This window comes from Psychrobacter sp. (assembly GCF_041554015.1).
Lineage (GTDB): Bacteria > Pseudomonadota > Gammaproteobacteria > Pseudomonadales > Moraxellaceae > Psychrobacter.
In genome coordinates, this window is sequence record NZ_JBFFMS010000001.1 from 106,526 (window position 1) to 126,303 (window position 19,778).

The 19,778-nt window shown below is 45.2% G+C and carries 18 protein-coding genes; 8 read left to right on the forward strand and 10 right to left on the reverse strand.

Going from position 1 to position 19,778, the window contains the following annotated elements; translation table 11 throughout:
- The first annotated feature begins 327 nt into the window (after positions 1 to 327).
- Positions 328 to 1,689 carry a Na+/H+ antiporter family protein gene (locus tag ABYU67_RS00450; RefSeq protein ID WP_372842983.1) on the forward strand — a complete coding sequence of 454 codons (1,362 nt, stop codon included), beginning with the start codon at positions 328 to 330 and terminating at the stop codon, positions 1,687 to 1,689.
- A gap of 103 nt (positions 1,690 to 1,792) precedes the next feature.
- Here the strand turns inward: ABYU67_RS00450 and ABYU67_RS00455 are convergent, their stop codons facing one another.
- Both ABYU67_RS00455 and ABYU67_RS00460 read right to left on the reverse strand, forming a co-directional pair.
- Complete coding sequence (locus ABYU67_RS00455; protein WP_372842985.1) at positions 1,793 to 2,026, reverse strand: hypothetical protein; 234 nt, start codon at positions 2,024 to 2,026, stop codon at positions 1,793 to 1,795.
- Positions 2,026 to 2,733: a 5-formyltetrahydrofolate cyclo-ligase gene (locus ABYU67_RS00460; protein ID WP_372842987.1), complete on the reverse strand. Its 708-nt coding sequence runs from the start codon at positions 2,731 to 2,733 to the stop codon at positions 2,026 to 2,028. The genes ABYU67_RS00455 and ABYU67_RS00460 overlap by 1 nt, the downstream gene beginning before the upstream one ends.
- Before the next feature lie 143 nt (positions 2,734 to 2,876).
- Here ABYU67_RS00460 and fumC point away from each other — a divergent pair, with 143 nt between their 5' ends.
- Together fumC and ABYU67_RS00470 are read left to right on the forward strand one after the other, a co-directional pair.
- On the forward strand, positions 2,877 to 4,280 hold the full coding sequence (fumC, locus tag ABYU67_RS00465) for a class II fumarate hydratase (RefSeq protein ID WP_372842988.1): 1,404 nt from the start codon (positions 2,877 to 2,879) through the stop codon (positions 4,278 to 4,280).
- A 374-nt stretch (positions 4,281 to 4,654) separates the two neighbouring features.
- Positions 4,655 to 5,086 carry an adhesin gene (locus ABYU67_RS00470; protein ID WP_372842989.1) on the forward strand — a complete coding sequence of 144 codons (432 nt, stop codon included), beginning with the start codon at positions 4,655 to 4,657 and terminating at the stop codon, positions 5,084 to 5,086.
- Between the two features lie 80 nt (positions 5,087 to 5,166).
- On the opposite strand, the gene ABYU67_RS00475 is transcribed toward ABYU67_RS00470, so the two are convergent.
- The 8 genes from ABYU67_RS00475 to ABYU67_RS00510 all read right to left on the reverse strand — a co-directional run bounded on the left by ABYU67_RS00475 (position 5,167) and on the right by ABYU67_RS00510 (position 14,930).
- Positions 5,167 to 5,979, reverse strand: coding sequence for a MipA/OmpV family protein (locus ABYU67_RS00475; RefSeq protein ID WP_372842990.1), 813 nt, complete (start codon positions 5,977 to 5,979; stop codon positions 5,167 to 5,169).
- Between the two features lie 95 nt (positions 5,980 to 6,074).
- On the reverse strand, positions 6,075 to 7,079 hold the full coding sequence (locus tag ABYU67_RS00480) for a rhomboid family intramembrane serine protease (protein WP_372842992.1): 1,005 nt from the start codon (positions 7,077 to 7,079) through the stop codon (positions 6,075 to 6,077).
- Between the two features lie 99 nt (positions 7,080 to 7,178).
- Complete coding sequence (locus ABYU67_RS00485) at positions 7,179 to 8,387, reverse strand: L-lactate dehydrogenase (protein ID WP_372842994.1); 1,209 nt, start codon at positions 8,385 to 8,387, stop codon at positions 7,179 to 7,181.
- 206 nt (positions 8,388 to 8,593) lie between these two features.
- Positions 8,594 to 10,351: an L-lactate permease gene (locus tag ABYU67_RS00490; RefSeq protein ID WP_372842995.1), complete on the reverse strand. Its 1,758-nt coding sequence runs from the start codon at positions 10,349 to 10,351 to the stop codon at positions 8,594 to 8,596.
- Positions 10,352 to 10,639: 288 nt separating this feature from the next.
- Positions 10,640 to 11,866, reverse strand: coding sequence for a glycolate oxidase subunit GlcF (gene glcF, locus ABYU67_RS00495; RefSeq protein WP_372842996.1), 1,227 nt, complete (start codon positions 11,864 to 11,866; stop codon positions 10,640 to 10,642).
- Between the two features lie 26 nt (positions 11,867 to 11,892).
- Entirely contained in the window at positions 11,893 to 12,951 is a 1,059-nt protein-coding gene (glcE, locus tag ABYU67_RS00500) for a glycolate oxidase subunit GlcE (RefSeq protein ID WP_372842997.1), read from the reverse strand.
- The gene (locus ABYU67_RS00505) at positions 12,948 to 14,426 is read right to left on the reverse strand and encodes an FAD-linked oxidase C-terminal domain-containing protein (protein WP_372842998.1); all 1,479 of its coding nucleotides are present in this window, start codon (positions 14,424 to 14,426) and stop codon (positions 12,948 to 12,950) included. The genes glcE and ABYU67_RS00505 overlap by 4 nt, the downstream gene beginning before the upstream one ends.
- Before the next feature lie 198 nt (positions 14,427 to 14,624).
- The gene (locus tag ABYU67_RS00510) at positions 14,625 to 14,930 is read right to left on the reverse strand and encodes a glutaredoxin family protein (RefSeq protein WP_372842999.1); all 306 of its coding nucleotides are present in this window, start codon (positions 14,928 to 14,930) and stop codon (positions 14,625 to 14,627) included.
- Positions 14,931 to 15,162: 232 nt separating this feature from the next.
- On the opposite strand from ABYU67_RS00510, the gene mtgA reads away from it, so the two are divergent.
- The 5 genes from mtgA to ABYU67_RS00535 all read left to right on the forward strand — a co-directional run bounded on the left by mtgA (position 15,163) and on the right by ABYU67_RS00535 (position 19,707).
- Positions 15,163 to 15,849, forward strand: coding sequence for a monofunctional biosynthetic peptidoglycan transglycosylase (mtgA, locus tag ABYU67_RS00515; RefSeq protein WP_372843000.1), 687 nt, complete (start codon positions 15,163 to 15,165; stop codon positions 15,847 to 15,849).
- Positions 15,850 to 16,010: 161 nt separating this feature from the next.
- Positions 16,011 to 18,281, forward strand: coding sequence for a polyphosphate kinase 1 (ppk1, locus tag ABYU67_RS00520; RefSeq protein ID WP_372843120.1), 2,271 nt, complete (start codon positions 16,011 to 16,013; stop codon positions 18,279 to 18,281).
- Positions 18,282 to 18,562: 281 nt separating this feature from the next.
- Positions 18,563 to 18,733 (forward strand): hypothetical protein, encoded by a 171-nt coding sequence (locus ABYU67_RS00525; RefSeq protein WP_372843002.1) that lies wholly within the window; start codon positions 18,563 to 18,565, stop codon positions 18,731 to 18,733.
- A 48-nt stretch (positions 18,734 to 18,781) separates the two neighbouring features.
- Positions 18,782 to 19,063 (forward strand): hypothetical protein, encoded by a 282-nt coding sequence (locus tag ABYU67_RS00530; protein WP_372843004.1) that lies wholly within the window; start codon positions 18,782 to 18,784, stop codon positions 19,061 to 19,063.
- A 137-nt stretch (positions 19,064 to 19,200) separates the two neighbouring features.
- Positions 19,201 to 19,707, forward strand: coding sequence for a hypothetical protein (locus ABYU67_RS00535; protein ID WP_372843005.1), 507 nt, complete (start codon positions 19,201 to 19,203; stop codon positions 19,705 to 19,707).
- The last annotated feature ends 71 nt before the right edge of the window (positions 19,708 to 19,778 follow it).

Consider the following 19,778-nt stretch of genomic DNA (forward strand, 5'->3'; position numbering starts at 1 on the left):
AATTTTATGTTCACTCATATATTCTTCCTCGTTCACCAGACTTGTAAAGTCAAGTTAGTGGTTCATGTTTAGATAAATGGTGCTGCTAAAAAAAATTGCAAGGCTCTGTCCTGAACCGTAGCAGGAATATTGCCCCTTTATTTATCTTTTCTCTACTACCTCTTAGGTTCTGAGCGTGGGTTTTACGGTCAAAATCAGGTAAAATAGCGCCCGTCTTAATCGCTCCGTTTAAATAGCGACTGTGTGGATTAAAATGCTAGGGTCAAACAAATAGGTCCGTAAGGTGTCGATAACGGATCACAAAATATAGGGTAAAGGGGCGAGAACATGACCATCAATGCGGTATTACTGGCAGTAGTCATCATGCTAGGGCTGTCTTTGGCGCGGGTACACGTGGTACTCAGTTTGTTAATCGGTGCGCTAGCAGGTGGCCTCATCGCAGGTTTGGGTATGACCGATACCTTAAATGCCTTTCAAGAAGGGATCAAAAACGGCGCACAAATCGCGCTGTCTTATGCGCTGCTCGGTGCCTTTGCGGTCGCAATCGCCCATTCTGGCTTACCGCAATCTTTGGCAGGTGCGGTCATTAAGCGCATTGATGCAGGCGGTACCAGTAGCATGATTAAGTATATGCTATTTGCTGGTCTGTTGACCATGAGCTGCTTTAGCCAAAACTTAATTCCGATTCATATCGCCTTTATTCCACTGCTCGTGCCGCCTCTATTGCTTGCCTTTAACCGTATGCAGATTGATAGACGCCTGATTGCCTGTCTGATTACTTTTGGGCTTGTCACGACCTATATGTTTATTCCGTATGGCTTTGGCGATATTTATCTCAATCAGATTATGCTCAAAAACGTTGGTGAAGCTGGTATTGATGTTGCTAATATCTCAGTTACTAAAGCCATGGCGATTCCAGCACTTGGTATGCTCGTGGGCTTACTCACGGCAGTATTCATCAGCTATCGTAAGCCGCGACAGTATCAGCAGTTGGCAATTGATAAACAAGCACGCGATGCTGTCGTGGAAGGCGATGCGTTAAGTAAAACCGCCGCAGATGCGCAAACACAAAGTAAGATGAAGACGCTGGTTGCTATTGCAGCAATTGTTACCGCCTTTGTCGTACAGCTTTATACCGACTCGTTATTACTCGGTTCGATGTTTGGTTTTGGCGTCTTTATGGCGACAGGCGTGGTTAAGTGGCGTGATGCCGATACAGTGTTTAATGACGGTATCAAGCTGATGGCAATGATTGGATTTATTATGATTACCGCGCAAGGGTTCGCTGAGGTGATGAAAGCGACCGAGCAGATTCAGCCTTTGGTTGATGGGGCGGCAGCATTATTCGGCGGTAATAAAGCGATGGCAGCATTTATTATGCTACTTATTGGCTTGATTGTAACTATGGGTATTGGCTCATCCTTTTCGACCATTCCTATTTTGGCAGCGATTTATGTACCATTGTGTATCTCTTTAGGGTTCTCACCTTTAGCAACCGTTGCGATTATAGGTACAGCGGGCGCGCTGGGTGATGCCGGTTCGCCAGCGTCAGACTCAACCCTTGGACCAACGTCTGGTCTAAACGTTGACGGTCAGCATGATCATATCAAAGACAGTGTGGTGCCAACCTTTATCCATTACAATATTCCGCTATTGATATTTGGCTGGATTGCAGCGATGGTGCTCTAAGTAATCATCCAACTCTGATAGTAAACATAAAAAAGGCGAGTGCTTATCAAGGCGCTCGCCTTTTTGCTTTCTTGTTATAGAGTCATTTATGCTTTTCTCAACATTAGTCATCAAAATCCTCAAGCTCACTATTTAAACTCTTTAAAAACTCATCACTTTTCGCCATCAGCTCAGTTAAACGTTGCTCATTGATAGACCTTGCCAACTCGTCAGCGCTAAAAGTCTGCTCTTGACTATAATATAGCCGCTCATAATCCGCTTTTTCTAACTCTTGCAAATGTTGTTCGACGTTCTCTGCGCTAGAGTTGGTATCTGACTTTTTCTTCTTATCATTCATCAAAACCACCTCAAGCCACTGGGCGTTATCAGTCCATCTAAAGGCACATCCCACGCTTCGTGCTCAAGCTGCTCAACCACTTGAAAGTCATAACACCAGCCTATCTTTAACGGTTTTTTTGCGCCTGCCTGATGGCTTTTGCTAAGGGTCGTATCATAAAATCCGCCACCCATCCCCATACGATTGCCGCTTTTATCAACCGCCACTAATGGACAGATAATGACGTCTAATTCTCGCGCCCATAACAACCTGCGATGATGATTTTGCTTCATACCTAAGCTATGAATGCGCGTCGGTATATTGAGCAGCTTTGATTGATAAATAGGCACAAAGCGCAGCCGTTTATCCATATTATCCTTATTATCACGGCTGAGCGAACCAACCACCGGCAAATACGGCAAATAGCCTAAGCGTCTACACCAAGTTAACAGTGGCTGAGTAGGCAGCTCACCAAAGCCATCATAATATAAGCCGATACGTGCATGCGGTGCTAGGCGCTGCTGTAGCTTGACTAAATGCAAGCTTGCCATGCGCGCGTACTGCCTACGTTCGCCATCTGTTAATTGGCGGCGCTGGCGAGTAAATTGTCGTCTTGGCGGGTTGCTCAAAGTGTCAGCGATTTCTCCATCTTTTTTAGTAGGATTAAAAACCTCAGTTATCTTGGGTCGTAAAGTAGCAGATTGTTGTTGGCTGGTGTTCTTAGACATCAGTTAGCCTCACGGACGTGGAGAAATTTGTGATAAGTCATGCTATCATAACGCCACTTTACAGCGTATTTTTCTTTGTGTGCAGCAGCTGTTGCACTTTTTATGACAAACCATTCATTACCAAACCATCAAAGAGGGTAGTTATGTCAACACAGAATCAGGCAACACGACTTGAAAAAGACACCATGGGCAATGTGGAAGTCCCAGCTGATGCTTATTGGGGCGCGCAAACCCAGCGTAGCCGCGAGAACTTCAAAATCGGTGGCGAAACTTTGCCGCGCCCGATGATTGAAGCGATGGCACTGGTCAAAAAAGCCGCTGCGATTACCAATGCCAGCCTTGAGCGTATTGATGCAGACAAGCGTGATCTTATCGTCCAAGCTGCTGATGAAGTCATCAACGGTGGTTTAACCGATCAGTTCCCGCTAGTCGTTTGGCAAACAGGTTCTGGCACCCAGTCAAACATGAACATGAATGAAGTACTGGCAAACCGCGCCAATGAAATCGCTGGGAACGCGCGTGGCAGCTACACGCCTGTACACCCAAATGACCATGTGAACCATGCTCAATCTACCAACGATAGCTTCCCAACAGCGATTCGTGTGGCTGCGGCTCGTGAAATCAATAGCTTGCTGATTCCAGCGGTAAGAGCACTGCGCGATACACTAGCTGCTAAAGCCAAAGAATTCGATAGCATCGTAAAAATTGGTCGTACACATTTGCAAGACGCCACGCCTTTGACATTAGGTCAAGAGTTTAGTGGTTATGTGAGTCAGCTTGACCATTCATTAACTCGTATCGACAACGCGCTACAAGGCTTATATGAATTGCCTTTAGGCGGTACAGCGGTTGGTACAGGTCTAAACGCCCACCCTGATTATGCGGTAAAATCAGCTGAACAACTAGCGACATTGTCTGGTCTGCCATTTGTCACATCACCAAATAAATTTGAAGCACTAGCCGCTCGTGATGCCGAAGTATATGCTTCTGGTGCACTTAAAACCCTAGCAGCAAGCTTAAATAAAATCGCTAATGACGTACGCTGGCTCGCTTCAGGACCTCGTTGTGGTCTTGGCGAGTTGACGATTCCTGAAAATGAGCCAGGCTCATCTATCATGCCGGGCAAAGTGAACCCAACGCAGTCAGAAGCGATGACCATGGTTGTGGCACAAGTGATGGGTAACGATGTCACTATCAGCATGGCAGGCGCGTCAGGTAACTTTGAGCTAAACGTTTATAAGCCAGTTATCGCCTTTAACTTATTGCAATCTATCAAACTACTTGGCGATGCGTGCAATAGCTTTAACGAAAATTGTGCCGTTGGTATCGAGCCTGTCAAAGACAAAATTGATGACTTCTTGCATAACTCGTTGATGCTAGTGACAGCACTTAACCGTCATGTCGGTTATGAGAATGCAGCCAAAATTGCTAAGACAGCTTATAAAGAAAATAAAACCTTGAAGCAAGTTGCGGTTGAGTTAGCGCTATTAACTGAAGCCCAGTTTGATGAGTGGGTTATCCCTGCTGATATGGTAAATCCTAAGTAAGCTATCTGATACTTTCTTAGAGTCATAAAAAGACCTTGCTACCCCTTATAAATGGAGGTGGCAAGGTCTTTTTTTATCTGTCGATTGAAGCACATACATCACGCGCAACAATGTCTTACGCTCAAACAACAAGCAAACCAATAGTTATAACAGTACCAACAAAAATTTTGTTTATAATAAGCGCTTAGATAGGAGTAGGTGAATAACAGCGCCTAAATGAATAACTTTTAAATAGCCGTTTCAAATCATGATAAAGACAATAAGAGCGAACGAGCAGACAAACTAAAAACAGTTCGCCGCTAACGTCCATATTTGTATCTATGCTTGTATGCTCCTATCTAAGACCATGCTAATTATATAATTGAGGTGATTTTATGAAAAAATTAACTGCTGCTTTATCATCAGCCGGTATTTTGCTTGCGATGTTGGGTTCTGGTTCTGCTATGGCTTACTCGGACAAAGTAATGGAACCAAGCGAGAGCTATGATAGTGCTGTCAAACACAGACAGGTCAATTATACTTGCCAAAACAATAAGAAAGTCAGCGTGACTTATGGTTTTAACAAGCAAAACCTACCGACCTTTGCAGAAGCCAATTTGAATGGCAAAAAAAGATTTTTACCTATTAACTTAGGTCGCTCTGACATGGTTGATACCGTGTTTGGTGATGAAGATAATTTTAGTATTATGACGGGCGCACTGCGTTTAAATAACTATCATAAATCATCGGCCAATATCCAAAATGCCAGCAGTGAAATCCTTTATAAAGGCTGTAATGTTAAATCTATCAAAAAGCTTAAAGGCTAATCTTTAGCAAGCTGATAGATAAAAAAAGACCTTGCCACATTACGTGACAAGGTCTTTTTTTATCTAAAATTTATTTTTGATTAGAATTTATACAGCAGCCCAAGTGTCGTCGTGGCATCCGTACGCGAGTCAACCATTGGACTATCATACTGCTCATTTGGCAAATAGCTTAAGCTTTGATTGGCAAAGCCTGCCCAGCGATTATTAAAGTCATAGTTAGCACTAATATTGATATAGGGATTCAAACTTGAATTTGCAGTATAAGCTTTAACGCCCGTTCTATTTGACTCTGTATCGCTTACACCATAATAGTATTGATTGTAGTCGGCATCGTGATATTCAAAGCCAACGCTTGGATAGACGGTGAGCTTATTTTTAGTGATTTTACCAATATAGCTTAAGCGCGCAGTATTGCCGCCGCTATTATCTAAGATATCAGTCGCATATTGGGCGCGGAAGCCACCAACGGGGGTGGTGCGCATATAGCTTAGTCCAGCCGCTGCCGAGGCTTTACGCTCATCAAGTCCTTGTAGATTGCCGGTGGCATCATCAGGTTCAAACTCACTGCCGTCGAGCTGAGCATATGCTGCCAGCTGGTTTTTGCCATCATTGATGATATAAGCACCTGCTTGAGCGCCGCGCGCATAGATTCTATTATTGTCATAGAATACCCCTGGCAATACTTTTATCTCAGTGCTTTCTTCCAGATCATAAGCAGATTTGACTGCCATAACGTTGACACCAACGCTTAATACGGCATCAGGGTCTTTTGGCAAGTTTTTATTAAAAAGCGAGGCATTAGATAGGCTAGCTGCGCCGAGCATAACGGTCGCTGTCAACGTGCTAAGCAAAGCGCGTGTAAAAGTAGCAGATAATACTGATGATGTAGACATAATGTGCTCTCATAAGTGGGTGAAACAAAGGGATAAAAAGAGTAAGTCGCGTAAGGTGTTTGTACGTTGGAATCAGTTAAAAATAGAGGTATAGATTAACGAGTGTTTTGTTCGATAGCATTGAGCACTTCTACTAATTGCTGATGGATATCTTGCCACCACCATATAAAGCCGAGGCCAATAGATAACATCACAATCCACGGCAGCAGTTGCCAAATAAGCGCAGGTTTGATAGTAGTGTTTGAGTTTACACCACTATTATTATCGACATGACTTTCATTGTGCAAGCTGGCATGATTTAGATGAGCATTGTCTAAGTGAGCGTTGTCTAAATGAACTTCATTATCAAAACCAGTGTCGCTGTCCACTGTCACTGGCGTATTGATATAAGTAGTATGGTATTCGTTTTGCTGCCCATGTTGATGCTGAGGCAAATAACCATTCTGATAAGTGGCAGTATTCTGTATGACGGCTGCCATACGCTGACGATAGGCAATCGCAAAAGCCAGTGCAATGACAAGACCGGTAATCGCACCGCCGATATGACCGGCATTATCGATACCCGGCACCGCAAAACCATACACTAAGTTGATGCCCATAATAAGTATCAGGCTTTTAAGATTGAGCACCATTCCATTGACTGATATCTTGAACAGCGCAGCGATCAATAGCGCAGCGCCAATACCCATGATGCCGCCTGATGCGCCCGCAGATAGACCAGCTTGTCCTGTCCCATCTATAATGCCTTGCCATGTAACGTAATTATTGAGTAAGTTGCCACCGATTGCTGCTAATAAAAACAGTGCCAAAAACTTTGCGGAGCCAAACATCGGCTCGGCGATTTGCCCAAAAAAGTACATGGCAAACCCATTAAACAGTAAGTGCATCAGCCCAATGTGCAAAAACGCACTGCTCACCAAGCGCCACGGTTCGCTATCCATGGTAAAGGGCAGGGCATTGGCGCCCCACTTTACCAGCGCCGCAGTTGATGGGTTATTGGCATCCACGCCAGTCAATACCTGCATGATAAATAGCCCAATAAAACTGACTAATAACAGGGTAGTGACAGGTGCGGTCTTTAATAGTTGTTGAATGGTCATAACATCTGGTTATCAATAAAAAATTATCAGTACAGTATAAAGGGTATGGGTAGTATAAAGAAAGTGACCAACAACTCTAAGCAGCTATCTTATCTATACTTACCAGCGCATCGGCGCTACGTAAGGCAGGGCAGTTTTAAGATGCTCATAAGTACCTTTGACCAAGATATCATCCGTCACTTGATGAATATCGGTATGACCACAAAACGCCATACTGATATCACACTCGTTATAAATCAGCTCAAGCGCGCGGCGGACGCCATCTTCGCCATAGGCACCAAGACCGTAAAGAAAAGCACGACCAATCATCGTCCCATTTGCCCCAAGCGCCATCGCTTTAAGTACATCTTGTCCAGAACGAATACCACTATCGAGCCAAACTTCAATCTGACTGTCTTCAGCACATACGGCTTGGACGATATCGGATAGAGATGAAATAGAAGAGGGCGCACCGTCTAACTGGCGTCCACCATGGTTGGAGACCACCAGCGCATCGGCACCGCTACGAGCGGCCATGATGGCATCTTCAGGCTCCATAACACCTTTGATAATTAGTTTGCCACCCCACATGTCTTTAATACGAGCGACATCATCCCAGCTAAGCGCCGGATCAAACTGCTCAGCTGTCCATGCCGATAGCGATGAGATATCCTCAACGTTTTTGGCGTGACCGACGATATTACCAAAGGTACGGCGCCGAGTTTGGAGCATATTCATGCACCATTCTGGTTTGGTCATCAGATTTAAGATGTTCGTCAGTGTCGGTTTTGGTGGTGCAGATAGACCGTTTTTGATGTCTTTATGACGCTGACCCAGTACTTGTAAGTCGGCAGTCAGGATAAGCGCTGAGCAATTGGCTTCTTTTGCGCGGCGTATCAAATTGGCGATAAAGTCCATATCGCGCATCATATATAGCTGAAACCAAAACGGCTGGCTAGTATGGGTGGCGACATCTTCGATAGAACAAATACTCATGGTCGATAGCGAAAACGGTACACCAAATTTTTCTGCTGCCTGTGCCGCGAGGATTTCACCATCTGCCCACATCATGCCAGTAAAGCCTGTTGGCGCAATCGCAACCGGCATCTTTACTGGCGTGCCCAGCATTTCTGTAGCAAGCGAGCGACCTTCCATATTGACCAATACCCGCTGACGTAGTTTGATACGGTCAAAGTCAGTTTCATTATTACGATAGGTGGTCTCAGTCCATGAGCCTGAGTCGACATAATCATAAAACATGCGGGGTACTTTGCGCTCAGCGACACGTCTTAAGTCTTCAATTTCAGTAATCTTGCTCAAATTTTTCATGGGCTCTTCCTTGTGGCTTATTTTATAACCGTTTATTCATTATGCTGCTGTGGTCATTTGTTGTTTATCGTGAATGAGTGGAGGATATTATCTTAATCGTGACATAAAAATCATGACAGAAAACTGACGCTATCATAGTTAGTATAATAGCGTCAGTTCAAGTGCTCAGTGCGGATTGACAGATTTACCAGTATAGCTAATACATCTTAAGTAGTGACTTTTTTACTCGTTATTGCCATGATGCCAAAAAACGCGATTGGCCAAATGACCGCTAAGATCCACCACCACATTTGACCAAAAATAATACCCATACCGATCAGTCCTGCCTGAATCACATAGTAGGTCATGGCTACCAAGGTTTTGCGAATAACATAGCCCTCCTTGTCCATCAGCCCAACCACCGCGCAAGCAGCCACGACATTATGTACCGCAATCATATTACCCGCTGCGCCACCGACCGCTTGTAGGGCTACTACTTGTGCAGCAAGGTTGGCATCTAAGCCAATTTGACTGGCGGTTGACCACTGAAAGTAAGCGAACATCATATTGCTGACGGTATTTGAGCCTGCAATGAAGGCGCCCAGTGCGCCAATCCACGGCGATACGAGTGGCCATGCATTTTCAAAGGCACCAGCGGCGCTCTCAGCCAGTAAGATAGGCATTGCAGGTAGCGAGTTTGCGACGTCAGCAGCTGATCCGGAGTTGATAAAGACTTGGACCATCGGCACCGAAAATAGCAAGGCTGGTGCAGCGGCGACCATAGTTATTGCAGAGCTGCGCCAACTGCGCTTGACAGCTTGGCTGTTCATTTTAAATAACAAAATGCAAATTAAGGACGCAATAATAAGAATGGTACCTGGAGAATAGGCAAGTTGTATCTTACTCGAGATGGTCGTACCAAAAAGATTGGTGAACTCTACGGTGGTCACCTCTCCAGTCAAAAATGCTTTAAGCGGTGCAATCACTCGAGTGATGATTAATAGACCAATAACGATAAGATAAGGAGAAAATGCCCGAACCAAAGAAAATCTCGGTGCAATAGAATCATCAAACTTTTCTTCAGGTAATGAGCCAAGCCAGTCTTTATCCCATTTAGCACGTGGTGCAAAATCGAAAATCTCTTTTGGCATCAAAAAACCGCGCTTTGCGGCAGGAAGCACAATCATCAGACCGATAAAACCGCCAACCAAGGATGGGAACTCAGGACCTAAGTATTTGGCCACTAAAAAATAAGGGATGGTAAAACAGAGACCGGCAAAAATTGCAAAAGGCCATACTTTGAGTCCTTCAACAAAAGAGCGATTTTTGCCAAAAAACCGAGTCAAAAATCCACTTAACAGTAACGGAATCAAAAAGCCCACCAGTGCATGTATCAGACCGATGTTACCTGCAATTTGTAAGAGATAATTTTCAGTTGAGAGTGGCGCAATCGCTTGCGTGATGTCTTCTTTATCATTGATGCCCGTCCAAACGCCAAGCAATACTGGCGTACCAACAGCACCAAATGACACAGGCGTCGACTGAATAATTAACACCGCCATCACCGAGGCCATCGCTGGGAAACCTAAAGCGAGTAGCAATGGTGCCCCGATAGCAGAGGGCGTACCAAACCCGGACGAGCCTTCTACCATTGAGCAAAATAGCCATGCCACGATGATAACTTGAATACGTCTATCGGGTGAGATATCCATAAAGCCTTTACGGATAGCAACGATAGCACCGCCTTCCTTTAGAGTATTGAGCAATAAAATAGCCGCAAATACAATAAATAAAAGCGTGAGTGCAACGATGATGCCGTTTACAGTCGCGGCGGCGACTTGGGCGCCACTGGCTTGCCAGACGAATAATGCTAATAGCGCAGTGACTAAATAGGCAACGCCCATAGAAATCTTGGCAGGCAGCCGCAATATGACAAGTAAAACGAGGACGACCAAAATAGGCGCTAAGGCCAAAAAAGTGTACATAATAAACCTTCCTTGGTATATGTAGTTGGAGTCATCTTTGAAATATCATTGATTGAATGATATATCTTGTTTCTTTACTGATGTTAAGCCAAAAGAAGCCGGTATCTCTTGATAATGCAGCCGTCATCCAAATGGCGGTAAAGAACGTATTTTAAAAATTAGCTGAGATCTTGAATCCTTTTTTAGAGTGGTTATCCTTACCGTCACTGTAATACAGTTACGGTGTGTACAATTACTGTGCTTACTATGACTAAAAGCTGAATGACTGTCCTTTATCGTTTATTCAGCTCAGGATAACTTGGTTGGTGAGGGATCTAACAATTCGATCCAGTGCTTGACTGGCACAGACGCATGACCGCCCAAATGCAATTGACATCCGATATTGGCTGTTACAATCTGATCTGGATTATCGATAGTAAGATCATTAATTTTATTGGTGAGTAATTGCTGGCTCAGCGTAGGTTGCAGGAGTGAGTAGGTACCAGCAGAGCCGCAGCATAAATGGCCGTTTTGGGTTTTAGAGAGCTCAATCCCAGCGCGTTGCAGAATCTGCTCAACATGACCGCCCAATTGCTGAGCGTGCTGTAGCGAGCAGGGGCAGTGGACAGCAGTCTTGCGATGCGTCTGTTTTACCCCCAAATTCTCTAGGTCTTCTTTGATCAAAATCTCACTCAGGTCTCGGGTCAGTGCACTGATACGCTTGGCTTTAGCTGCATAAGCGTCGTCATGTTTGAGTTTTTCGCCATATTCTTTGACCATCGAGCCGCAGCCTGAGGCGCTGATGACAATGGCTTCTGCCCCAGCTTCGATATATGGCCACCACGCATCGATATTGCGCCGCATGAACGTAAGCCCTTCTTCATGGGCTGGCATATGATAGCTCACAGCGCCGCAGCATCCGGCCTCTGGCGCAGCGATCAAGCTGATGCCGAGCTTATCAAGTACTCGGGCGGCAGCATTATTGGTATTGGGGGTGGCAGAAGGTTGAGCACAGCCCTCTAGTACCAGCATTTGGCGCGCGTGCTGCTGCGAGGGTCGCGGGCGGGTGACTTGCTTAACAGGGACTTGGGCTTTTAAGTCGCGAGGTAAAAAGGCGCGAAACAGTTGCCCGAGCCGTAAAAGAAAGCCGAAGCGATGCGGATAAGGCAATACCTTTCTGATAAGCCAACGTTTGAGCCTTTGATCGGCAGGTCGCGACAGCTGCTCCTCCATGATATCGCGGCCGATTTCAGCCAAGCGGCCATATTTCACCCCAGAAGGGCAGGTGGTTTCGCAGCTACGACAAGTCAAACAGCGGTCTAAATGCAGTTGAGATTTTTCGCTGACATCACCGGTTTCAAGCATTTGTTTTAGTAAATAAATACGACCGCGAGGACCGTCACGCTCATCGCCGAGCTCTTGATACGTGGGGCAGGTGGCATTACAGAATCCACAATGAACGCAAGTACGCAAAATATCGTCGGCTTCTTGAATATCTGGATGATCCAGATATTTTATATTGATTTGAGTTCGCATTACGACTTCCTTGTCATCGAGCCAAGTTACATCCAGCTGTATAAACGATTGGGATTGAACACACCGTTTGGATCAAAAGCATGTTTCAGGCGTTGGTGGAGTTTTTGCAGCGCCTCAGGCTGTGTATGAAAGACCTCCTGACTCCTGTCACCACCGCGATAAAGGCTGACCTGACCACCTGCGGCCTCAGCGATCGCCTCTAATTTGTCCGCGGTAAAGTCGCCACGAAGCCAGCGCTGCGATCCTCCCCAATCAATCAGCCAGTCTTCCTCTGGTAGCATGTGCGCCGCGCTACTTTTGACAGAAAACCGCCACAGGGAGGAGGCGTCTAAGAAATAATCCAATTGCTGCTCACCAAGCATTGACCAAAAATCATCTGTATCCTCTAATGCCGTGCCTTGCCACTGGCTAACGGTACTGTCTACAGCACTTCGCGCGCCTGCCAAGCGCAGATATAAATGATTGTCAAACCAACAAGCCCCCGTTAAAGGTTTAGATTGCCCTGAGAGGCGGTTCATGGTCTCAATTGCCGCTGTCGCATTCATCTCTTGCTTGACAGTGACAGTGGCGGCAGGTTTAGGCATGACTTTTAGACTGACTTCAGTGATGATACCCAAGGTACCCATCGCGCCTGCTTGCATCCGTGAGACATCATAACCGGCAACGTTTTTCATCACCTGACCGCCAAAGCGTAGCTCTTCTGCGCGCCCATTAATAAGCCGAATGCCTAGAACATGGTCCCTTATTGAGCCGCTCCAAGGTCTTGCTGGACCAGATAAATGACAGGCCAAGGTACCGCCTAAGGTTGCCTGTCCGTTAAATGCTGGTGGCTCAAATGCTAAGCACTGATTGTGTTCTGCCAAGGCGCTATTAATCTCATGGATTGAGGTGCCAGCACGGGCGGTCAGCACCAACTCGATCGGCTCATAACTGAGAATACCTTTGTGCTCGCGAAGACTGATGGGTTCGCCTATCGGCTCACGTCCCATAAACTGCTTGCTGCCCCCGCCCACGATTTGTAGTGCTGTGCCGTCGTGGCTGGCTTGTCTTACCCGCGCAATCAGCTCTTGACTGATGTCTGTCATGCCAGATCTCCTTGCTGTGGTTGAGCGTCATGGTTATGCTGAGGTCTGTCAAGGGTGCGGTATTCTTGACAGCGCTTGAGCACAGGAATGCCTTTACCTGGATTTAGCGTACCGATTGGGTCAAAGGCGTGCTTGATGGCATGAAACTGTGTCAGTTCTTGATCGTTAAACTGTATCGTCATTTGGCGGATTTTTTCGACGCCAACCCCATGCTCACCAGTTATGCAGCCGCCTACCTTGACACAAAGCTCTAAAATACGGCTACCAAATTCTTCAGTGCGCTCAAGCTCTCCTGGGACATTGGCATCGAATAAGATAAGCGGGTGCAAATTGCCGTCCCCTGCATGGAACACGTTGGCGACGCGCAGACCATATTGCTCTGAGAGTATTTGCATTTCGGTTAGGACGTGGGCAAGTTGGCTACGCGGAATGGTGCCATCCATGCAGTAGTAATCAGGGGATATTCGTCCGACGGCAGGGAATGCCGATTTTCGACCTTTCCATAATAAGGCGCGCTCTGCCTCACTTTGTGAGACACGGGTTGTGGTTGCACCAAGCTCAATAAACAGCTGCTCAACCTCTGCTATCTGTTCTTGAACTTCCGCCTCGCTACCATCTAACTCACATAGCAGCAAAGCTTGGGCGTCAATTGGGTAGCCTGCATGAGCAAATGCTTCGGCGGCTATGATGGCTGGGCTGTCCATCATCTCAAGTCCGGCTGGAATAATACCTTTGGCAATCACGCCGCCAACCGCGTCTCCTGCGGTCTGAACATTGTCAAAAGCGGCCATGACAACCTGAGCCTTTTCGGGGCTAGGTAGTAGCTTGACCGTCACTTCTGTAATCACCCCAAGCAAACCCTCAGAGCCGGTAATCAGAGCCATCAAATCAAAGCCATTGCTATCGAGACCTTCGCTACCAATAGTGATAAGATCGCCTTCGACTGTGACCATCTCAACCTTTAATAAGTTATGAGTAGTCAGACCATATTTGAGACAATGGACGCCGCCTGAGTTTTCGGCGACATTGCCACCGATAGAGCAGGCAATCTGTGAGGAGGGATCTGGGCCATAATACAAGCCGTATTGACTTGCCGCCTCACTGATAGCAAGGTTGCGGACGCCGGGCTGCAAACGCGCACTACGGGCAAGCGGGTCAATATCAAGGATATGTTTAAATCGGGATAATACCAACAAGACGCCATCAGGGTTGGGCATCGCGCCTGCACACAAGCCCGTACCGGCACCGCGCGCCACCACAGGGATTTGATAGCGATAACAGATTCGCATCACTTTGCAAACTTGCTCAACGGTTGCTGGGAGCACCGTAATGAGTGGCATATCGCAATATACCGATAGGCCATCACACTCAAAAGGCTTTTGCGTCTCCTCATCATTGATCACGTACTGAGGCTCAATAAAATCGCGAAGCAGCTCTGCTAGAGCCGCTTTATCAGGTCTTAGGATCTGATTCATGGTGGCATTCCTTTGCTCACTAAATGGTCGACACTCACTGCATTATTATACAGCTGACCTTAAGCTTATAATAAAAAGGGAAAGATTGGCTATCAATATATAGGCTAAAACTGAATAAAATGATAGGTAATGTTTTGAATTAGTAAGAATTAAGCTTTTTTGTGGCTGTATTGAATAAGCAAGCAGGGGCTGTCAGAGCTATAATAAACGCTGTAAATCCAGTACGGAAAATGGATAGTTTATACGCTTTGTCGGTGTCAAAATGACGGGAATCGTCGTCGCAAATTCCATCATCAACGGCTCAGAGAAATCGGCAATATCGACAGCCGCATAGCTAATAGGTTGCACCGCTTGTAGTTGTATCATCAGCTGTTCAGCAGTGCCACATAAATGACAGCCTGTAGTACCAAGCAGCCACCATTTAGTGCTATTTTCAGAAGTCCCAAGCTCAGGATTTTCTGCAATCATACGGGCGCGCAATGTGCTTATATTATTCTCGTACATGATGACTCTCTGGTTGTTATTTTTAAGGTAACACTTATAAATAAACGGAAGCTCGTTTTACCGCTACTTTATGACATGATAAAGAAATGGGGTAAATAATGACAGCGATTGTGAGATTAGGTAAGATGACTGCTATTTATCATTGCTGAGCTATATTGATAAGCTGAGCGCTCTTTATTTAGTTACTGACTTTGTCTCACTCACTCTTTTTTGAATCACTTGGACAACACCCATGACAAGTTTTGGCACATTTATCAAACGACTATTATTGGCATTCATGGTGTTGGTCGTCGCATTCCACGTGTTGGTTGCAGGGCTGCTGTTAATTTGGAAAACGCAGCCGATCAATAACAGCATGTTTATGCTCACCCATCGTATTACGGGCGGAGAGGTTAGCCAAACTTGGGTTGAATATGACGCCATTGCCAAATCTGCCAAACAAGCGGCGATTGTCAGTGAGGATTCGACGTTCAGCCAGCACAGCGGCTTTGATATGAAAGGTATTAAGGCGGCTCAGAAAAAGAACGAAGAGACGGGGAAAATGTCAGCGGGCGGCTCAACCATCACTCAGCAATTGGCCAAAAACCTATTTCTCACCTCGCATCGCTCTTATACCCGAAAAGCTGAAGAGGCGATTCTCACTATCATGATTGAAACCTTATGGGATAAGCAGCGCATTTTGACCGCGTATTTGAATGTGGCAGAGTTTGGCAATGGTATCTATGGCGTTGAGGCTGCCGCGCAGCATTATTTTGATAAATCGGCAAACAATCTAAATCGTGATGAGTCTGCGCTATTAATAGCTATGCTGACCAATCCAAAATACTATCAAGACAATCAAGGGGACAGGCGCTTGCGTAATAAGCAGCGCATCATCAAAAAACGTATGAAAAATGCTGTATTGCCGCAGTCTGCTTAGGCCTACCGTCATTGAGCATAAACACAGCACAGTCTCTTTACAACACTGCCTCTTTTTAAAATAACAATCATAGAAAGTATGGTATAAAAGTAGGGGCAGAATCAGATTGCTATAAAAATAATGCTAAGTTGATAATGGTGAAGGAGTATAACGTGTCAGAGATGGATAATACCCAGAATAATAATGAGATTACTGATGTTATTGAGGTGGATATTGATACAAATGACGAGGTTAATATAAACGGTGGTACTGCTAATAATGTTCAAATAAGTACTCCTTCTACTCGCCTTACTCATTCAAATGGTAATAAAGAATTAACCGAGATTGATTGGCAACGCTCAGAAGAAGGCAATTATTCACCCAACAGCTATATCAATCGTGACTTATCTTTATTACAGTTTCATCTACGAGTCTTAGCGCAAGCGGCAGATCCCCGCCATCCTTTGCTTGAACGCTTATTTTTCCTAATGATTTTTTCCTCCAATATCGACGAGTTTTTTGAGATTCGCGTCGCTGGTATCATGCAAAAGCTCAATCTGGGTGACGTATCGACCAGTGTGCATGGCATGCGTCCGAGTGAAGTTCTTAATGAGATATCAGCCGTGACCCACGATGCTATCGCTGAGCAATACCGGATTTTAAATGAAGATATCTTGCCAGCATTAGCACTTGAAGACATTCGTTATTTAAAACGTGATGAGCTAAACGCCGAGCAATCTGCCTGGATGAAGCGCTATTTTACTGAGCAAGTATCGCCAGTATTGACGCCTATCAGTATTGATCCCGCCCATCCATTCCCGCGTTTGGTCAATAAAAGCCTCAACTTTATTGCAACATTAGAGGGCAAGGATGCCTTTGGTCGCGATATCAATCTGGCGATTGTGCCCGCACCGCGCAGTTTGCCTCGGGTCATCCGTCTGCCTGATGAGCTAACAGGTGGCAAAGAGCATCATGTGATGCTATCAGCTGTGATTCATGAGCATATCGGTGAGCTATTCCCTGGGATGAATGTCACCGGTTGTCATCAGTTTAGGCTGACACGCAACGCAGATTTAGACTTGGCAGATGATGTCGATGATATTGCCAAAGCTTTAGAAGGTGAGCTTGAAAATCGCCGTTTTGGCGACAAGGTACGTTTAGAGGTGACCACTGACTGTCCGGCACCTATCAGTGATTATCTGCTCAATGAGTTTGAGCTACATGACAATCAATTATATCGTGTCAATGGACCGGTGAACCTAACGCGGCTGCTGTTCGATTTTAATATTCCAGCGCTGCGTTATCAGCCTTTTACCCATGTAATACCCAAACCGTTTCGCCGCGATGTCGACAAGCTTGATAAAGCGACCAGTATGTTTGCCGCAATGCGTAAAGGCGATGTCTTGGTGCATCATCCGTTCCATGCGTTTTCACCAATTATCAATTTGCTGTGGCAAGCTGCCAGTGACCCCAAGGTATTGGCAATTAAGCAAACGCTTTACCGTTCAGGTACCAATTCAGAAATCGTAAAAGCATTAGCTGCAGCTGCGCGTAATGGCAAGGAAGTGACAGCAGTTATTGAGATACGGGCGCGTTTTGACGAAGCATCGAATATTGCGGTCGCCAATTATTTGCAAGAGGCAGGGGCGGTAGTGGTATATGGCATTGTCGGCTATAAAACGCATGCCAAACTGATGCTTATCGTGCGCCGTGAAGAGGGGAAAATGCGCCGTTATGTGCATTTAGGTACGGGCAACTATCACGCGTCAAATGCCAAAGTTTATACTGATTATGGCTTATTTAGTGCTGACCCTGATATCTCAGAGGACGTCCATAAGATATTCCAAGAGCTAACTGGTATGGGCAAACCTGCCAATCTTAAAAAGTTACTGCATGCCCCTTTTACTTTGCACGATAAGCTAATGGAGTTTATCGATGAGGAAATCGCTCATGTTAAAGCGGGCAAGCGCGCTCATATCATTATTAAGGTAAATGCTCTAACTGAACGTCGTTTGATTGATAAACTCTATGACGCCTCACAAGCGGGGGTCAAAATCGAGCTGATTTTGCGCTCTATGTGCTGTCTGCGTCCGCAGGTAAAAGGGTTATCTGAAAATATTACGGTGCGCTCTGTTATCGGTCGCTTTTTTGAACATACCCGCGTTTACTACTTCCATAATAATGGTGATGAGCGCCTGTACTGTGCCAGTGCTGATTGGATGGATCGCAACTTATTTCATCGGGTAGAAGTCGCGTTTCCGATTGAAGATAGCAGATTGGCCAAGCAGGTGTATCAAGATGGGTTGATCAATTATCTAAAAGACAACACCCAAGCGTGGACGCTTAGCGGTGACGGTCGTTGGCAACAAAACCAGCCAGCCGCTGGTGAGACACCGCATATCGCCCAAGAGCATTTGTTAAAAATGATCAATGGTGTGGGCGAGCCGGCCTAACTATCCTTATCCTAGTCGGTAACAACAACTAAGTTGCTTAACCGCCTTTAGGACTTTGGGATTATTGAGATTTTTAAATATATAAACCAAGCATAGAGACTACTTTATGCTTGGTTTTTTTGTGCCCATCAAACTGTCTGCTAGTTACAAACTGTCTGGTAAGCTCACACTTATTCACATATTGATACGGCAGCACACTGGTAGGACTCTAAAGCTTGTATTTATAATTAAAAGGATAAGTAAAAAATAACAACAGGTTAATTACAAAATAGGATTTCACCATGAGTTATGCCGATAATGATACATCAGATATTCAAAAGGCCGCTGAACAAGCAAATAGCCAACAGATTGAGGAAAATTTAAAAGAAGGCAGTTCTGTCGATGCGCCAGAATCTTTAGCTGGTGAAGAAAAAACACCTTTTATTGATGAGGAATTACGTACAGATAAGTAGTGCGCAGTAAATTATTGACCCCCATACTAATAAAGCGAGGGAAACGCTATGTCACATCAGAATCAGTCAAACAGTATCCAAACTAATAATAAACATCCCAATAATGAAGAGCCTGTATTGGTCAATGATTCAGCGAAGCTGCATCCAGATAATCCATCGGACAGTTATGAAGGGCGTAAGCACGATCCTGAAATTGATGGACCTCAGCAGGAATCACAGGAAACAGATGAGATATACGCCGACCCGCGTAAAGAAGAAAACCTGCCGCCCGGAGGCAAGAATGTTGGTGATTTAAATGCGTATGATTTGTCACAAAAAGGCAATGAATAGCTTTTTATTATCGCGATTATCTTAGCTTTTTAACTTTCGTTCTTAACTCGCATATAAAAGCGTGAGATTAGATGTCTGTTAGATGGCTGACAGTGAGAAAATAACAAAAAAGATAAATTAAATATAAGGATATGACGATGGAAACCAAAGATCCTGCATTAACCAAAACGCCTATTAACCGTAGTGATGCTCATACTGATGACACGTACGCGCGCACGGTCGACAACGCCGCAGCTCATGATAATGCAGAAAAAGGGACGGATACGTTTCAAGAGACGGTTATCGGTACCAGATATGCAAGCGATGATGTCGAACATGGTAATCATAGACATGAGGATATTCATCATGATAGCTATAACGTTATGTCGACAGATGATAGCATCGAAAACCATACTACCATTAATAAAGGCACTGACACCTTCCAAGAGAGCGTTATAGGGTCTGAGCATGTCAATGATGGCGATAATCCTGCTCGCCAGCCAGACCGCCGCGATCAAGAAGGCAATGCTTTTGATGAGGGTATCAATGAACATACTACTATTGATGAAAGCGCTAAAAGCGAGGCCATAAATAACTTAAATCGCTATGCAAATATCGACAACGCTCAAAGTCGTGTCCTAAATCCGGATGAAAAAGATTTTTAGAATACATTAAGTAAATGACAATACATCAAGTAAATAAAAAAGGTGTTGCAGGTACAACTGATACGTTGCTT

Bases quoted from the DNA above. Each gene is read 5' to 3' on its own strand.
- ABYU67_RS00470 (WP_372842989.1), top strand. From the start codon at position 4,655: ATGAAAAAATTAACTGCTGCTTTATCATCAGCCGGTATTTTGCTTGCG.
- ABYU67_RS00455 (WP_372842985.1), bottom strand. From the start codon at position 2,026: ATGAATGATAAGAAGAAAAAGTCAGATACCAACTCTAGCGCAGAGAAC.
- ABYU67_RS00505 (WP_372842998.1), bottom strand. From the start codon at position 14,426: ATGAATCAGATCCTAAGACCTGATAAAGCGGCTCTAGCAGAGCTGCTT.
- ppk1 (WP_372843120.1), top strand. From the start codon at position 16,011: ATGGATAATACCCAGAATAATAATGAGATTACTGATGTTATTGAGGTG.
- ABYU67_RS00510 (WP_372842999.1), bottom strand. From the start codon at position 14,930: ATGTACGAGAATAATATAAGCACATTGCGCGCCCGTATGATTGCAGAA.
- glcF (WP_372842996.1), bottom strand. From the start codon at position 11,866: ATGCGAACTCAAATCAATATAAAATATCTGGATCATCCAGATATTCAA.
- ABYU67_RS00490 (WP_372842995.1), bottom strand. From the start codon at position 10,351: ATGTACACTTTTTTGGCCTTAGCGCCTATTTTGGTCGTCCTCGTTTTA.
- fumC (WP_372842988.1), top strand. From the start codon at position 2,877: ATGTCAACACAGAATCAGGCAACACGACTTGAAAAAGACACCATGGGC.
- ABYU67_RS00480 (WP_372842992.1), bottom strand. From the start codon at position 7,079: ATGACCATTCAACAACTATTAAAGACCGCACCTGTCACTACCCTGTTA.
- mtgA (WP_372843000.1), top strand. From the start codon at position 15,163: ATGACAAGTTTTGGCACATTTATCAAACGACTATTATTGGCATTCATG.
- ABYU67_RS00485 (WP_372842994.1), bottom strand. From the start codon at position 8,387: ATGAAAAATTTGAGCAAGATTACTGAAATTGAAGACTTAAGACGTGTC.
- ABYU67_RS00530 (WP_372843004.1), top strand. From the start codon at position 18,782: ATGTCACATCAGAATCAGTCAAACAGTATCCAAACTAATAATAAACAT.
- glcE (WP_372842997.1), bottom strand. From the start codon at position 12,951: ATGACAGACATCAGTCAAGAGCTGATTGCGCGGGTAAGACAAGCCAGC.
- ABYU67_RS00460 (WP_372842987.1), bottom strand. From the start codon at position 2,733: ATGTCTAAGAACACCAGCCAACAACAATCTGCTACTTTACGACCCAAG.
- ABYU67_RS00450 (WP_372842983.1), top strand. From the start codon at position 328: ATGACCATCAATGCGGTATTACTGGCAGTAGTCATCATGCTAGGGCTG.
- ABYU67_RS00525 (WP_372843002.1), top strand. From the start codon at position 18,563: ATGAGTTATGCCGATAATGATACATCAGATATTCAAAAGGCCGCTGAA.
- ABYU67_RS00535 (WP_372843005.1), top strand. From the start codon at position 19,201: ATGGAAACCAAAGATCCTGCATTAACCAAAACGCCTATTAACCGTAGT.
- ABYU67_RS00475 (WP_372842990.1), bottom strand. From the start codon at position 5,979: ATGTCTACATCATCAGTATTATCTGCTACTTTTACACGCGCTTTGCTT.